Raw genomic sequence first — 14,624 nt, 5'->3', positions numbered from 1 at the left:
AGTTTGGCAAATATAACAAAAGCCTTTAGGATTAAAGAATGAACTCAAAAAAGAAGCCTGCAGCACCCATGAAGCTCATTCCGGGGGATTATTATACCAATGAAAAAGGGCTGATGGTTTTTACAGCACAATACCACTTGAGAAGAGGTTATTGCTGCGGAAGCGGCTGCAAACATTGTCCTTATGGGGAGAAGTGATTTGGAAAATGGTTATTGGTTATTTGGTTATTGGTTATCTGGTTATTTGGTTGAGGGAGTTGTAGTGGTTGGATTTGGTCTAATTGTTCTAATACCACTACCAATCCACTGAATACTGAGACTGCCTACTGTCGGTTATTTGGTTGAAGGTTATTGGTTAATTGGTTAAAGGTTAGTTAGGTTGTAGTGGTTGTAATTGTTTTAATTGTTGGAATCTTCGGACTTGTTGATAGTGGGTAGGTTTTCTGATTATCTGGTTTGGGATTTTTATTCTTTACTTTCAGATCAATTCCTATCACAAATCCACTGAAAACTGAGACTGCCTATTGACCACTTGCTTCTTTTAATAAAAGCAAAACTTTACTGAATATTTTTGAAGGTGAGTATTGGTATTTCAGGTAAAAGTCCGATATTTGCAAACTCAATTGAAAAAACGTCTATACAATTACGATCATATATCATGGCAAAAGTTTGTGACATTACCGGCAAGAGACCTCAAGTAGGTAATAATGTATCGCATGCGAACAACAAGACCAAGCGTAAGTTTTATCCAAATTTGCACAAGAAAAGCTTCTACATCCCTGAGGAAGATGCTTGGATCACTTTGAAGGTTTGTACCAAAGCTTTGAGAACCATCAACAAAAAAGGAATCACCCCTGTGTTGAGAGAAGCCCAAGCAAAAGGATACGTTATCATTAAATAATCAGATCAGGTTTACCATTTAAATATATACAGCGATGGCTAAGAAAGGTAACAGAGTACAAGTGATCATGGAGTGCACTGAGCACAAGGCTACAGGTCTTCCCGGTACTTCAAGATACATCACTACCAAAAACCGTAAAAACACAACTACGAGACTTGAATTGAAGAAATTCAATCCTATCTTGAAGAAAATGACGGTTCACAAAGAAATTAAATAATTTAGGACCTAGGTTGCTTCCGGCAACGATATAAACCTTAAAAATATGGCTAAGAAAGTAGTAGCAACCCTGAAAAAAGAAGGTGGAATAACTTATGCAAAAGTGATCAGAGCAATCAAATCTGAAAAAACAGGTGCATATACCTTCAAAGAGGAAATGGTTCCGACCACTATGGTTCAGGATACCTTAAAAAAATAATTTCATTGCACTTTTTGCAATCTAAAGTCCCTTCAGGCTAAGTCTTTGAAGGGACTTTTTTGTTATATTCGGACTTTAAAAATCACAAGCTATGGGAATTTTCGGTTTCTTTTCGAAGGAAAAAAAAGAAAGCCTTGACCAAGGTTTACAAAAATCCAGCGAAAACATTTTTTCTAGGTTAAGCAAAGCTGTCGTTGGCAAATCCAAAGTTGATGAGGAGGTGTTGGATGAGTTAGAAGAAATCCTCATCACCTCAGATGTTGGAGTCGACACCACAATCAAAGTTATCAGAAGGATTGAAGACCGTGTCGCCAAAGACAAATACCTCAATACGGCAGAACTTGATGTCATCCTGAGGCAAGAAATCATGGGTCTGCTCGAAGAAAACCAAAGTACCGATCTCTCAGACTTTGACCTTCCTGCAGACAAAAAACCCTATGTCATTATGGTAGTCGGTGTCAACGGAGTAGGCAAAACAACTACTATCGGCAAATTAGCGCACCAATTCAAGCAGGCAGGAAAGTCAGTAGTCCTTGGTGCTGCAGATACTTTCAGGGCTGCTGCGGTGGACCAATTGATCCTTTGGGCCAAGCGTGTCGATGTGCCTATAGTTTCTCATGGGATGAATACCGACCCGGCTTCAGTGGCTTTTGATGCGGTAAAACAAGGAGTAGATACCGGTGCAGATGTCGTCATTATAGATACCGCCGGACGACTCCATACCAAAGTCAACCTGATGAACGAGCTGACCAAAATCAAAAGGGTAATGCAAAAATTCATTGACGATGCACCGCATGAAGTGTTGCTCGTATTGGATGGATCTACCGGTCAGAATGCATTTATCCAAGCGCAGGAATTTACCAAAGCAACTGACATCACTGCTCTTGCCATCACCAAACTAGACGGCACAGCCAAAGGAGGTGTCGTAATCGGCATCTCCGACCAATTCAAAATCCCAGTCAAATACATCGGAGTCGGTGAAAAAATGACCGATCTGCAGGTTTTCAACAGAAAGGAATTTGTAGATTCATTGTTTAAGAAGAAATCCTAACCTTTGAGGTCTTTGGGACCTCGAAGGTTTTATTTATTCAATCTCGACCTTCGATGTTATCGAAAACCTCAAAGGTCTAAATCAATCCTTACATACCCCTCCTTATCATCGTTTTCCTGCTCTACTAATTTTAGATAAAATCCATTGGGCGTGAAAAATCCTGAAGGTAAGATCTCTTGATTGTCAAAAAATAGCTCCGCAACTTTTCCGAACTCACTGTCCAAAACAACAAAGCTGCTTTCATTGGTGTAAGTTTCTATTTCTGATTCTTTGGTTTCAATATTTACATACCTGAATAGTCTTTTCCGATAAGGATCGTATTGGGTAAATTTGTATCTACTTGTCTTCATACTAGGATTAAAAACTGTCCACTCTCCCCTAGGTTCGGTTTTGCCTTTTTCAAAAGTCAAAGTTCTAGCGCTTCGGCCATCCACCCAATAACTTTTGTCCGAATCCAAAATCAATAAGGAATCATTTGCAGGAAAATTGACCACAAAAATATCCTGATCCTTAAGGTAAGTATGGGCAAAAACCCCAAGTTCAGGATCGTCATAGTGTTCGCTGTATTTTTCAGGATAGTTGAAGCCTACAGGTTCAAAATTTCCGGAACGGGTGTCCAATTTCCATAACCAATCCCGGTAATTCATATTGGGTTCTTGGAGTACAAAAGGAACATCAGCCAAAAACAAGGTCTTGGTCGCTGCATCATAAGTCATGTCATTGCCATTCATCGCAGAAAAATTAGCAGCCAACCTTTCTTCAGGCACAGAAGGGAAAGGAAAGCGGCTGACAACTTTTCCTTCAAAATCAGTATGGACAATTTCTTTCTGATCTGAGATAAAAAACAATCCATCTTCAGTAATCAAACTCCCAGATATAAAAGAGCCGATCCCATCCGGACCTTCTGCAAAAAAATTGGTACTTGAAAGCAATTCTCCAGACGGGTAACCGTATTTCAAAAGGCGCTTGTCATACCAAGCATATAGGAAAATACTGTCATTTTGTTCAAGGTAAGCGAATTTGGCAGGAAGGTTTTTTGTAAACTCATCCTTTTCGAAATATAAGGTATCAGAAATGTATTCAGTCAACTCACCGGATATGAATTCGGGAGATTTGGATTCCTTGGAATTACAGGAAAAAACCACTGCCAAAAGCAAGAAGTAATATTTACCCATACCTTAATTTTAGTTCAAAAACCATCTTCCTTTCAATCATCCTTGTAAATTTAAAATCATACTATAATTTTACAAGGATACACTTTGAATTTCACTATTGAATTCTAAAAAGAAAAAACCACCAAAGCCTAAATGCTCCGATGGTCTTTTTCTTGTATTGCCTCTTTTCTCTCGCTTCTCGCCTCTCGTTTCTCCTCTCAATCTTTTCCTAAAAACGGATACCTGTAGTCCACCGGGGATACAAACGTTTCCTTGATGGTTCTTGGAGAAACCCAACGCAGCAAATTGATCATGGAACCGGCTTTGTCATTGGTACCGGATGCCCTTGCACCTCCAAAAGGCTGTTGACCCACGACCGCGCCTGTCGGCTTGTCATTGATATAGAAGTTACCTGCTGCATTTCTGAGTTTTTTGGTTGCCAATTCGATCGCATACCTGTCTTGGGAGAATACAGCTCCTGTCAAGGCATAAGGCGAGGTCTGATCGACCAATTCCAAGGCTTCCTCAAAGTGCTCTTCGTGATAGACATAGACGGTCAATACTGGCCCGAATATTTCTTCGCACATGGTCGTGTACATCGGGTCTTTGGTTAGGATGACAGTCGGTTGGATAAAATAACCTTTGGATTTGTCATGATGGCCGCCGGCGATGATTTCTACACCTTCTGCATTTTTGGCATTGTCGATGTATTTGGAGATTTTGTCAAAAGACTTCTCGTCGATCACCGCATTGATGAAGTTGGTAAAGTCTTCAGTAGGACCCATTTTCATGGAAGCCAAATCCTCCAAAAGGTATTTTTTGACATCGGGCCAGATATTGGAAGGAATGTAAGCCCTAGAAGCAGCAGAGCATTTCTGTCCCTGATATTCAAAAGCTCCCCTAGAAAGTCCGACAGCTACTGCTTTGGCATGGGCAGACTTGTGTGCCAAAACAAAGTCTTTCCCACCTGTTTCGCCGACTATTCTCGGATAGGATTTATACTTAAAGATATTTTCTCCAACCGTTTTCCAGATGTGTTGGAATACTCCTGTGGAACCTGTAAAGTGGATTCCTGCAAAATCAGGATGGTTGAAAATGATGCTTCCGGCTGTTGGGCCGTCTACAAAAACCAAATTGATAACGCCATCAGGAACGCCTGCTTCTTTGAAAACCTGCATCAGTACATTTGCAGAGTAAATCTGCGTGTAAGCTGGCTTCCATACGACGGTGTTTCCCATCATTGCCGGAGCGGTAGGAAGATTTCCTGCTATGGCTGTGAAATTGAACGGGGTCAAAGCAAAAACAAAACCTTCGAGCGGTCTTTGCTCCAATCTATTCCAAACTCCTGCACCGGAAACAGGCGGCTGCTGCGCATAGATTTCAGACATGTATTGCACATTAAACCTAAGGAAATCTATGAACTCACAGGCCGCATCGATTTCTGCCTGAAAAGCATTTTTGGATTGTCCTAGCATAGTGGCGGCATTGATTTTGGCACGGTATGGACCTGCCAAGAGGTCTGCGGCTTTGAGGAAAATCGCTGCTCTTTGCTCCCATTCCATGGATTCCCAAGCTTCTTTTGCTCCCAAAGCAGCATTGATCGCTTGCTCCACATGAGAGGCATCTCCCTCATGGAAGAAACCCAATAGATGTTTGTGGTCATGTGGCGGGGACATGGATTTTTTGATCCCTGTCCTCACTTCTTCACTTCCTATATACATAGGCACATCTACAAGCTGGGACCTGAATTCCTTCAGCGTCTGCTGCAGTTCGCTCCTCTCGGGAGAACCAGGAGCATAACTTTTTACCGGTTCGTTGACCGGCTTGGGAACGTTAAAAAAACCTTTGAGCATATGAATTTGAGTTTATGATTTCTGAAGGGGCAAAGATAAGGACTACCATCCTGAAAACCTGCCGAATTTCAAAAGTTGTATTTGTTGTATTTGTGGTAATTGTTATCTGCTTCGCTCCTGCTACGGAAGATAGGAGAAAACATTATATTACTTCGTTCTTGTTTCTTGCTCCTCCATCTTGATACATAGTACTTGATACTTTGTACTTGATACAATCTCACAATAGCCCTTCCAATTCCTTTAAATGCCGAATAGTATGCGTCGGTTGATGCTCGATGCCTTTTTCGTGGGGATCAAAATAGACCTGATCGATATTGGAACGGATAGCTCCAAGGATATCGGAGTTGGGATTATCTCCTATCATGATGCAATCCCCTGACTTAACAGACAATTTATCCATCGCATATTGGAAAATCCTTGGATCAGGCTTTTTGTGACCGGTTGTCTCGGAAGTCACCACAAGATCAAAGTAAGGCGTCAAACCTGAGGAATGCATTTTCTTAGCCTGACTTTCATTGAAGCCATTGGTGATGATATGCATCTTGTAATTTGGACTCAAATAGTCCAAAATCTCTTTGGAATAGGGAAGCAAATGAGGTTTTGAGGACGTCCTGTACATAAAATCCTCTTCCATTTCTTTGGGAACATGTTTTCCCGGTACTCCTGCCTTTTCAAATATCAGCTTAAACCGGGTTTCCCTTAAGTTTTGTTTGTCGATTTTGCCAAGGTCATACAATGCCCAAAGCTTGAAATTGACCTGATAAAAGGCATCAATGAAAGTTTGAAAATCAGGAATGCCGACGTTGACCAATTGATAAATGTCGAACAACTCAGAAAGTGATTCCTGGACATTAGTATCATAATCCCACAGGGTATGGTCCAGATCGAAGAAGATGTGTTGGTATTTTTTCAAAACTTAAGTGACTTATTTGCGATAAGGATTATTCGCTATCTTATTGATGGCTAATTCTCGGTTAGAGTACAGAATGGTGTAAACTTCCTGATCCCTTATGAGATTACCGTCTTTTTGGATAAACTTAAAAATCTGTTGGATGATTTCTTGGGCTTCGTCCAAGATATAGTAAAAAATCCATTGATCCACCCTTCGGCTTCCCAACAATCCGGAATTTTTGAGGTAGATCAAATGTCGGCTGGTTTTTGTCTGGGTAAAGTCCAATATATGCTCCAAATCAGAAATAGACAGTTCCTTGTTTTGGAGTAAAAGATGAAGGATACGGACTCTTGGCTCTTCGGAAAGTGCCTTAAAAATCCTCATCCCATAACTTAAGCTGATATTTTTAAGTCGCATTTAGTAAAATTAACGAATAAAACCCGGTTGAAATTAAGCAAATGAAACTAAAATAGGCTAATATTATACCCAAATTAGAAAACCTAATTAGACTGAATTCGGTTCAGCAGGTCAAAAAGATAAACCGTATTGCTTTGAAATTTAAAGTACACCCGATAGCTGTTTTCCTTTTTTTCACCCTATTTGTTTTAGGGATTGAAGACGGTTTTGCCCAAGATAGAGAAAAAAAAGTAATTCAGCTTTCAGGAATTATCCTCAATGCTGACAGTACGGATGCCGTTCCGGGAGTCAATGTCTATGTTCCAAAAAAGGGACGAGGCACAAGTTCAGGTAGGTATGGCTATTTTTCGATGCCGGTATTGGAAGGTGACAGTGTGATTTTTAGCTTCATAGGTTTGAGAAAGCAATCATTCAAAGTCCCTGAAAAAGTAGATGATGACAAGATTTCCCTGATCCTTACGATGCAAGTTGATGAGATTGCTTTGGCAGAGATCGAGGTGATGCCTTATCCCACCGAAGATGAATTTAAGAAGCAGGTTCTTGCGATGAATTATGAAGCACCGATGACGATTGATAGAACAGGAAATCTAAGTTCTGAAACTCTCCTGAGGTATGCGGAGGCAATGCCGGCTTCGGGCAATGAAAACATGAGGTATTTCCAACAAGGTCAGATCATGCAGATCCAAGACCGTTACGGCCCAAGACCCTTTACTTTGATGGACCCATTTGCTTGGTCCAAATTTATCCAATCCATCAAAAGGGGTGATCTGAAGAAAAAGGATTGATATAACAGGAAATAGAACAAACAAACGGCTCAAAATGATGAATTTTGAGCCGTTTTCAATTTTGATAGTTTGATTTTTTGGAATAAAACCAACCAAACGATAAATTCTAAACCAATATCTACAAATATCCAGTATCCATCAATATCTCCTTACTAATCAAATTAGCCTCAAATGGAGCGTCTTGTTTATTCAATTTTCAAGACCATTATTACCTTTCTCCATATATATTGAAGTAATCGGATATACAATTCTTATGTCTTTTTCTGTCCTAAATCTGTCGATAATTGCCTCGCTAATCTGATGCTCAAAAACCCTCCTTTTTCTTGGTTTGCACAAATACCGCAGTGAAAGCTGAATGCCCCGTTCCTGAATTTTGGTATAGACTGTCGGAGTATATTGGCTGAAGGAAATGAAATGCTCCTTTTGAGCTTTTTTCAATTCGGACTCAATCGTCTTAAAATCGGGAGACAGCAACTCATTCATAATAGCCTTTAGCAAAACCGTTGCTTTTTTGTAGTCGGAATCCAACCCTATAAAGATGTTTTGCTCGTTCCAGATATAATCAAAGCCCTGACTGTAATTGGCTTGGGGATCTGTGAATACCTTCCCGTTTGGCACATGGACAATCCTGCCGGTGCTTTGCTCTCCGTCTACCCAATTGCCCACTTCCAGCAAACTAAATTGGAATAATCGTAAATCCACCACATCACCTTTGTATTCGCCTATCTGAATCCTGTCGCCCACGTCAAATGGCTTGCGCCAATAGATAAACATCCATCCTGCGATGTTGACGAAAATATCCTTGAGCGCAATGGCAATACCCGCCGACAACAAGCCCAAAAATGTGGTGATGGATTGGAAATTGATGATCCAGATATTACCGACCAGTAACAATCCTATAAATACAAGTGCATATTCTACGGTCTTGCGGGAGTGGAATTTCTTTTTTATTTCAACATCATTTCCCCTTTCAATTAGTTTATAGGCTCCTTTTTTGATCAGCCACAAAAGTAAAATCACAAGGACAGTCTTGTAGATATTCCATCTAATGTCGTATGCAATGATGTCGTTCAAATAATCTATGTAATTTTCCATATACGAAAGAGAAATTCCAAACTAAGGTTAGATTAATGATTTCAAACATTTATTTAAACTATTGACTGTAAGCACTTCATAAGTTTACTTTAAAGTGGACAGAAACAAAACAAGAGCTACTGCTGTTAGGATTGATTAACCTTTACCAATCAAAGCGGGCTGACTGAAAGTTTTTGCAAGGGCTATCAGTTTGCGCACGCGAGTTATCATGTCCAAACTTTCCAAAGAGGAGAAATTCCTCGATTTCTCAGATTACGGCAGGCCTTTGGCCAAAGTATTTGCCAATCAACTCAAAAACACCAGCGTTACTCCTGTCCAAGTCACTTTCCTTTTTGGAATCAGTGGATTACTGGCAATTTACTGCATTCTGAATGGTTTTTTTATCGCAGCGGGATTTTTTCTAATTCTTAAATCCGTCATCGATGCGGCAGACGGTGAACTTTCCAGAATGAAAAATACACCTTCCTACACCGGTAGATATCTTGATTCTATCTTTGACAATATTCTGAACTTGCTATTCATACTAAGCATCTGCTTTGTTTCAGATTCAGGTATATGGACTTCTTTAACTGCATTTCTTTGTTTACAATTTCAGGGTACTCTGTATAATTACTACTATGTGATCCTGCGCCACAATTCTGAAGGTGGAGATATCACTAGTAGTATTTTTGAGAGTGAAAGTCCAATTGCTTTTCCTGGAGAAAAACAAAAAACAGTAAATATCCTATTCAGGATATTCAACTTTCTCTACCTGCCTTTTGACCGGGTCATTCATGAATTGGACAAAGAAGCCATCGAAGTCAGCTCATTCCCAAAATGGTTTATGAGTATGGTCTCATTGTATGGCCTTGGGTTCCAGCTACTGATCATGGCAATGATGCTTTCTATCGGTTTAGTCAATTATATCGTTCCATTCTTTATCGGCTATTCTGTTTTGATTTTTGTATTTATAGCGATTCGACGAACATTCCTTACCAAAAAAATAAGAAACCAATCCTGTTGAAATAATGCCTCTGGATTGACTCAATGGCATTTCGGTTAAAATCATAAAAATCCGACAAGATGCCGGATTTCAGTTTTTATGTATCGGTGGAATTACAATTTGAACCCCAACCTGTAGTTGACCATGAGATAGTATGGCCAATATCCGTCAAAAGAGGACATACTCACCCCGATCGTATTTCTCCTGTTTGGATTTGCCGGTTGCCAGTCAAACGTCACTTGGGACACATAACCCAATCTCCTGTGACTTTCAACTGTAAACCCTAAACTTTCCTCAACCCGTGGTTCATCAGCGTTAAGATGGTAACCACGGTGTATGGCTTCGCCCCCAAATTGAAATGATGGCCCAAAAGCCAAGCCTACCCTGAAATCCTTTTTGGTTCGGATGAGGTCATACTGAAATCTTACATCTGTAAAAATACCTGAGACGAACTGTTCCCGATCTTCAGGGAAAGTATAGTTAAAATCCGCATTAATGATGGAATGATAAAAGGTCAAACTTGGGTTAATCGAAAATCTATCCTTGACTTTGAAGCTCAGTTCATTGATGACATTAAAACCATACATGCCTACATTCCCTTCTACCAGTACTCCTGTGCCTATCCTGTATGTCATGTTGTTGCTCTTTTCTGATTCCTGTCCAAAGGATATAGAAGAAATCAAAAACAAGATGAAAATTGTTGTGGTGATGTTTTTCATGATGGTGTCTTATGTGATTGATAATAAAATAACCAAACGGCAGTTTCACAACTTAAGTTTTCCTTTTTATTCCTCCAAAAACTCTTTTCAGAAATAATCCCTTTTTAGCATGATTTCCCGCTTTCTGTTTTTTTCATTGACAATTTCCCACACAAGCTTGACAGCACTTGATTATTTTGTTTACATTATAAACACATAAATGTTTATTAAATAAACATTTTAAAAAATTCCTTGATGTAAATAGTTGGATGCGAGCTCCATCATGTCTCGCAATTACATCAAAAGCTAAAAATCAGGATGGTTGCTAAAGCCTATATCGCCGAAGGCATACCTGCCTACCTTTGGTAGGTATCCACCTATATCGCTTTAGCATATATCAACCCATTTCGCCGAAGGCATATATCCATCTATATCGCTTTAGCATATATCAACTTATCACTTCAGCATATATCAATTAATATCACCAAAGGCAAATATCCATCAGTATCCTTAAATATGTTTCTCAACTGCCATTCCTTTTACAGCTTCAAATACGGGACGATGTCCGTGGAAGCACTGATCGCTGAAGCGAAAGGCAAAAAACTCGACTCCCTCGCTCTCACCGACATCAACTCCACCGCCGGCGTATTTCCTTTTATCCGTGAAGCACAGAAAAAAGGCATCCACCCCGTCATCGGCATCGACTTCCGCAACGGTGTGAAGCAACAATATATCGGCCTCGCCAAAAACCAAGAGGGCTTCTTCGAACTCAACAAACACCTCTCCCACCACCGCATCAAAGGCATTCCCTTTGAAGCAAAGGCTCCCGCATTTGAGCATAGCTTTATAATATATCCCCTGCCTGCGAAGTTTTTTGCCCTGCGGGAAAATGAATTTGTCGGAATCCATCCCTACCAACTCAACAAAATCGTGAAGTCGCCATGGTTTAGGTACAAAGACAAACTCGTCCTGCTACAGCCAGCAACTTTTAGCTCCAAGTTGGAATTCAACGCCCACCGCCTCCTCCGGGCGATCGATGGCAATACCTTGCTCAGCAAGCTGGAAACCGAAGAACAGGGCGAAATCTGCGACATGCTCTACAGCTATGCCGACATGGTCGCCCGTTGCGAAGGTCACAGCTACCTGCTGTACAATGCACAGAAACTCCTCGAAGCCTGTCAGTTTTCCTTTTACTTCCAAGCTGTCAAAAACAGAAGGGACATCCTCGGTTCAGACTGGGAAGATTACGACTACCTCAGGCAGGAAACATTCAAAGGTGCCCTCATGCGCTATGCAGACCTGACTGCCGAGATCAGCAAGCGGATCGAAAAAGAACTCGAACTCATACAGCAAAAGGGATTTGTCTCCTACTTTCTGATCAATTATGACATCGTCAACTTTGCCCACGGCAAAGGCTATTACCATGTCGGACGGGGCAGCGGCGCCAACAGCATCGTCGCTTACTGTCTCTACATCACCGATGTGGACCCGATAGAGTTGGACCTGTACTTCGAGAGGTTCATCAACCTGTACCGCGAAAACCCACCGGATTTTGACATCGACTTCAGTTGGACAGATCGGGATGAGGTGACGGCATACATTTTTGAGAAGTACAACAAAGGAAATCAGGAGCATGTCGCCTTGCTGGGTTCGTACAGTACATTCCAGTCCAACTCCATGCTGCGCGAACTCGGAAAAGTCTTTGGCCTGCCAAAAACAGAAATCGAATCCCTGATCTATTATGCCGGCAAGCCTGACTATGTGCCTGACCAATATGGGAAGCTGATTATCAAATACAGTCAGGTCCTCCACGGCATGCCTTCCCACCTGACGATCCATGCCTGCGGCATTCTGATTTCCCACAAACCGATACATTATTACACCGCGACAGATATGCCGCCAAAGGGATTTCCACTAGCCCATATTGACATGCATGTGGCTGAGGACATCGGACTGTATAAATTTGACATCCTGAGTCAACGGGGTCTCGGCCATATCAAAAGCGCCATCCAAATCATCGAACAAAATCAGGGCGTCAAGGTCGATATCCGTCAGGTTGAAAAATTCAAAAAAGACCCGAAAATCAAGGAACACCTCCGGGATGGACATACCATCGGGGCATTTTATGTCGAGTCACCCGCCATGCGCATGCTACTCGCCAAGATGAAAGCCGATGAATACCTTGAGCTCGTGGCTGCCAGCTCCATCATCCGTCCGGGGGTGGCACGGTCGGGTATGATGCGGGAATATATCCTGCGGCATGTGGACCCCGAGCGCCGCAAAACCGCTCATCCGGTAATGATGGAGATCATGCCCGAAACCTACGGCATCATGGTCTATCAGGAAGATGTGATCAAGGTAGCACACTACTTTGCGGAGCTTTCCCTCTCGGAAGCAGATGTGCTGCGTCGCGGCATGAGTGGCAAATCCCGCTCTAAGGAAGAATTCAAGCGGGTACAAGACCAGTTCTTTATCAACTGCGAAAAGCTTGGCCGTGACCCTAAAATCACAGCAGAGGTCTGGTATCAGATCGAAAGTTTTGCCGGATATTCTTTTGCCAAAGGACACTCGGCCTCCTTTGCAGTGGAAAGCTATCAGAGCCTGTACCTCAAGGCCTACTTTCCGCTGGAGTTTATGGTCGGGGTGATCAACAACTTCGGGGGATTTTACCATACGGAGTTTTATGTCCACGAACTCCGCATGAACGGCGCCGACATACAGGCACCCCACATCAACGAGAGCGACTACCTGACCAATATCAAAGGCAAGACTGTCTATTTGGGATTTATCCACCTGAAGTTTCTCGAAAAGGCATCTGTAGAAAAAATCCTTCGGGAAAGAGCCGTCAACGGACCCTATCTGGGATTGTCCGATTTTATCGCAAGGGTAGAAATCAGCCTGGAACAGGCGCTGATCCTGATCCGTATAGCCTGCTTCAGGTTTACAGGGAAGAGCAAACAGGAACTGCTTTGGGAGGCGCATTTTATCCTGAACAAAAGAAAAACCGTAGCCGTCGGCAATGAACTGTTCAAAAAAGCAGGTTTCCGTGAACTGCAGGTTCCCGAACTCGAAGCTGCCGACATCCGGCAGGAAATCGTTGATCAGATAGAAATCCTTGAGTTTCCGCTGGATTCTCCCTTCCTGCTGGTCAAAGACCAGTCTGTGGCGAGCATCAAGGCAAAGAATATGAAACTGCATCTGGGCAAAACAGTGCAAATTATCAGTTACCTCGTCACGATCAAATACACTAGAACGGTCAAAGGAGAGGTGATGAACTTTGGCACATTTGTCGATCGGGAAGGAGATTGGATCGACACGGTACATTTTCCTCCTGTAGTCAAAAAATATCCCTTCAAAGGTCGCGGCATCTACCTGATCAAGGGCAAAGTCACGCAGGAATTTGACTTCTACAGCATCGAAGTCAGCAGCTGTGAAAGGATGGAATACTGGAATGCGGGGGATTGAGGGAATGGTTCAAGTCTTCAGACTTGGACCATCAAAACGCAGTCTTCAGACTGCCTACATCCTTACTATCCTTGGTTCAAGTCTCCAGACTTGGACCATCAAAACACAGTCTTCAGACTGTAAACATCCTTGCTTAAAGTCTCCAGACTTGGACCATCAAAACCCAGTCTTCAGACTGCCTCAATCTTACTCAATCAATATCACATCAATCAAAGTCTCATTCAATCCTGCATAATTGGCTGCGCTGCTATACAAATAATCCTCTTGGGAAAGGACAATTCCAGCTTCTACAGGATTTTGATGAATATAATGAAGGCACTTACTGACTTTTTCATTTGTGTTCAGCTCGATTGGGTGACTATGCTGTTGCCAGACCTGAAAGTGTGTATTATTTGGGTTTGCCCTTCCTGCCTTTCCAAAATACCAAAGTAAAAACTCCTTCCTGCTTTCTGTAGAACTTGCTTTTATAGCTTCCAAAATCTTTACAGAAGTAAACTTTTTAATATCCCTCATTAATCCTTCGAGTGGTTGCTCTCCATTCCTGCCGATGATCATGTGGACGTGACTTGACATTATACAATAGGCACATAGATCGAGGCCTTTGAATTCCTGACAATACCTAAGTGAATCCAAAAAGATATCTCTGTACTCCCTGCGGGTAAATAAATCAATCCACTCTACCACCGTGAAGGTTACAAAATAAAGTTTGTCTTGGTCTCTGATTCTATATTTTCTACTCATCGAAAAAAAAGATTACTAACTGCGGTAATTTAGTTGATTTTTTTAAAACAAGCAGTCCAAAGACTGTATTGACATGGTCCAAGTCTGAAGACTTGAACCCTTTTGTTTGGCTCTTTACTAGACAGTGAAAAAAAACAGGTCATAATTTGGAATTATGGCCTTTTTTTATGAATATT

At 41.7% G+C, this 14,624-nt stretch carries 15 protein-coding genes; 8 read left to right on the top strand and 7 right to left on the bottom strand.

Features of this window, described 5'->3' with window-relative positions; all coding sequences use genetic code 11:
- The first annotated feature begins 38 nt into the window (after positions 1-38).
- The 5 genes from MMU07_RS00075 to ftsY all read left to right on the top strand — a co-directional run bounded on the left by MMU07_RS00075 (position 39) and on the right by ftsY (position 2,366).
- Positions 39-197, top strand: a complete 159-nt coding sequence (locus MMU07_RS00075) for a DUF5522 domain-containing protein (RefSeq protein ID WP_157966131.1) — start codon at positions 39-41, stop codon at positions 195-197.
- A 460-nt stretch (positions 198-657) separates the two neighbouring features.
- Positions 658-900 carry a 50S ribosomal protein L28 gene (gene rpmB, locus MMU07_RS00070; protein ID WP_113925164.1) on the top strand — a complete coding sequence of 81 codons (243 nt, stop codon included), beginning with the start codon at positions 658-660 and terminating at the stop codon, positions 898-900.
- A 34-nt stretch (positions 901-934) separates the two neighbouring features.
- Positions 935-1,117: a 50S ribosomal protein L33 gene (rpmG, locus tag MMU07_RS00065; protein ID WP_113925165.1), complete on the top strand. Its 183-nt coding sequence runs from the start codon at positions 935-937 to the stop codon at positions 1,115-1,117.
- Between the two features lie 45 nt (positions 1,118-1,162).
- Positions 1,163-1,315, top strand: a complete 153-nt coding sequence (locus MMU07_RS00060) for a DUF4295 domain-containing protein (RefSeq protein WP_241123784.1) — start codon at positions 1,163-1,165, stop codon at positions 1,313-1,315.
- Between the two features lie 91 nt (positions 1,316-1,406).
- Complete coding sequence (ftsY, locus tag MMU07_RS00055; protein WP_241123783.1) at positions 1,407-2,366, top strand: signal recognition particle-docking protein FtsY; 960 nt, start codon at positions 1,407-1,409, stop codon at positions 2,364-2,366.
- A gap of 68 nt (positions 2,367-2,434) precedes the next feature.
- Here the strand turns inward: ftsY and MMU07_RS00050 are convergent, their stop codons facing one another.
- From MMU07_RS00050 to MMU07_RS00035, 4 genes are all read right to left on the bottom strand, one after another.
- Positions 2,435-3,541 (bottom strand): DUF4221 family protein, encoded by a 1,107-nt coding sequence (locus tag MMU07_RS00050; RefSeq protein ID WP_241123782.1) that lies wholly within the window; start codon positions 3,539-3,541, stop codon positions 2,435-2,437.
- A 197-nt stretch (positions 3,542-3,738) separates the two neighbouring features.
- On the bottom strand, positions 3,739-5,373 hold the full coding sequence (gene pruA / locus MMU07_RS00045) for an L-glutamate gamma-semialdehyde dehydrogenase (RefSeq protein WP_241123781.1): 1,635 nt from the start codon (positions 5,371-5,373) through the stop codon (positions 3,739-3,741).
- A gap of 217 nt (positions 5,374-5,590) precedes the next feature.
- Entirely contained in the window at positions 5,591-6,286 is a 696-nt protein-coding gene (locus tag MMU07_RS00040) for a YjjG family noncanonical pyrimidine nucleotidase (protein WP_241123780.1), read from the bottom strand.
- A gap of 12 nt (positions 6,287-6,298) precedes the next feature.
- Positions 6,299-6,682 (bottom strand): ArsR/SmtB family transcription factor, encoded by a 384-nt coding sequence (locus tag MMU07_RS00035; protein ID WP_241123779.1) that lies wholly within the window; start codon positions 6,680-6,682, stop codon positions 6,299-6,301.
- Positions 6,683-6,876: 194 nt separating this feature from the next.
- On the opposite strand from MMU07_RS00035, the gene MMU07_RS00030 reads away from it, so the two are divergent.
- The gene (locus tag MMU07_RS00030; RefSeq protein ID WP_241124008.1) at positions 6,877-7,467 is read left to right on the top strand and encodes a carboxypeptidase-like regulatory domain-containing protein; all 591 of its coding nucleotides are present in this window, start codon (positions 6,877-6,879) and stop codon (positions 7,465-7,467) included.
- Positions 7,468-7,656: 189 nt separating this feature from the next.
- On the opposite strand, the gene MMU07_RS00025 is transcribed toward MMU07_RS00030, so the two are convergent.
- On the bottom strand, positions 7,657-8,562 hold the full coding sequence (locus tag MMU07_RS00025) for a mechanosensitive ion channel family protein (RefSeq protein WP_241123778.1): 906 nt from the start codon (positions 8,560-8,562) through the stop codon (positions 7,657-7,659).
- Positions 8,563-8,770: 208 nt separating this feature from the next.
- Between MMU07_RS00025 and MMU07_RS00020 the strand changes: the two genes are divergently transcribed.
- Positions 8,771-9,565, top strand: a complete 795-nt coding sequence (locus tag MMU07_RS00020; protein WP_241123777.1) for a CDP-alcohol phosphatidyltransferase family protein — start codon at positions 8,771-8,773, stop codon at positions 9,563-9,565.
- A 92-nt stretch (positions 9,566-9,657) separates the two neighbouring features.
- Here the strand turns inward: MMU07_RS00020 and MMU07_RS00015 are convergent, their stop codons facing one another.
- A complete protein-coding gene (locus MMU07_RS00015; protein WP_241123776.1) occupies positions 9,658-10,263 on the bottom strand; it encodes a hypothetical protein in 606 nt (201 codons plus the stop codon).
- A 495-nt stretch (positions 10,264-10,758) separates the two neighbouring features.
- Between MMU07_RS00015 and MMU07_RS00010 the strand changes: the two genes are divergently transcribed.
- Positions 10,759-13,707 carry a DNA polymerase III subunit alpha gene (locus MMU07_RS00010; RefSeq protein ID WP_241123775.1) on the top strand — a complete coding sequence of 983 codons (2,949 nt, stop codon included), beginning with the start codon at positions 10,759-10,761 and terminating at the stop codon, positions 13,705-13,707.
- 186 nt (positions 13,708-13,893) lie between these two features.
- Here MMU07_RS00010 and MMU07_RS00005 read toward each other — a convergent pair whose 3' ends face one another.
- Entirely contained in the window at positions 13,894-14,448 is a 555-nt protein-coding gene (locus MMU07_RS00005; protein ID WP_241123774.1) for an REP-associated tyrosine transposase, read from the bottom strand.
- Between the last annotated feature and the right edge of the window lie 176 nt (positions 14,449-14,624).

This window comes from Cognataquiflexum nitidum (genome assembly GCF_022538055.1).
GTDB lineage: Bacteria > Bacteroidota > Bacteroidia > Cytophagales > Cyclobacteriaceae > Cognataquiflexum > Cognataquiflexum nitidum.
Note: the sequence above shows the minus strand (reverse complement) of the source record. Positions and strands in the feature narration are given on the sequence as shown.

Excerpts from the sequence above, each read along its gene's own strand:
- MMU07_RS00075 (WP_157966131.1), top strand. The coding sequence starts at position 39 with ATGAACTCAAAAAAGAAGCCTGCAGCACCCATGAAGCTCATTCCGGGG.
- rpmB (WP_113925164.1), top strand. The coding sequence starts at position 658 with ATGGCAAAAGTTTGTGACATTACCGGCAAGAGACCTCAAGTAGGTAAT.
- rpmG (WP_113925165.1), top strand. The coding sequence starts at position 935 with ATGGCTAAGAAAGGTAACAGAGTACAAGTGATCATGGAGTGCACTGAG.
- MMU07_RS00060 (WP_241123784.1), top strand. The coding sequence starts at position 1,163 with ATGGCTAAGAAAGTAGTAGCAACCCTGAAAAAAGAAGGTGGAATAACT.
- ftsY (WP_241123783.1), top strand. The coding sequence starts at position 1,407 with ATGGGAATTTTCGGTTTCTTTTCGAAGGAAAAAAAAGAAAGCCTTGAC.
- MMU07_RS00050 (WP_241123782.1), bottom strand. The coding sequence starts at position 3,541 with ATGGGTAAATATTACTTCTTGCTTTTGGCAGTGGTTTTTTCCTGTAAT.
- pruA (WP_241123781.1), bottom strand. The coding sequence starts at position 5,373 with ATGCTCAAAGGTTTTTTTAACGTTCCCAAGCCGGTCAACGAACCGGTA.
- MMU07_RS00035 (WP_241123779.1), bottom strand. The coding sequence starts at position 6,682 with ATGCGACTTAAAAATATCAGCTTAAGTTATGGGATGAGGATTTTTAAG.
- MMU07_RS00025 (WP_241123778.1), bottom strand. The coding sequence starts at position 8,562 with ATGGAAAATTACATAGATTATTTGAACGACATCATTGCATACGACATT.
- MMU07_RS00020 (WP_241123777.1), top strand. The coding sequence starts at position 8,771 with ATGTCCAAACTTTCCAAAGAGGAGAAATTCCTCGATTTCTCAGATTAC.
- MMU07_RS00015 (WP_241123776.1), bottom strand. The coding sequence starts at position 10,263 with ATGAAAAACATCACCACAACAATTTTCATCTTGTTTTTGATTTCTTCT.
- MMU07_RS00010 (WP_241123775.1), top strand. The coding sequence starts at position 10,759 with ATGTTTCTCAACTGCCATTCCTTTTACAGCTTCAAATACGGGACGATG.
- MMU07_RS00005 (WP_241123774.1), bottom strand. The coding sequence starts at position 14,448 with ATGAGTAGAAAATATAGAATCAGAGACCAAGACAAACTTTATTTTGTA.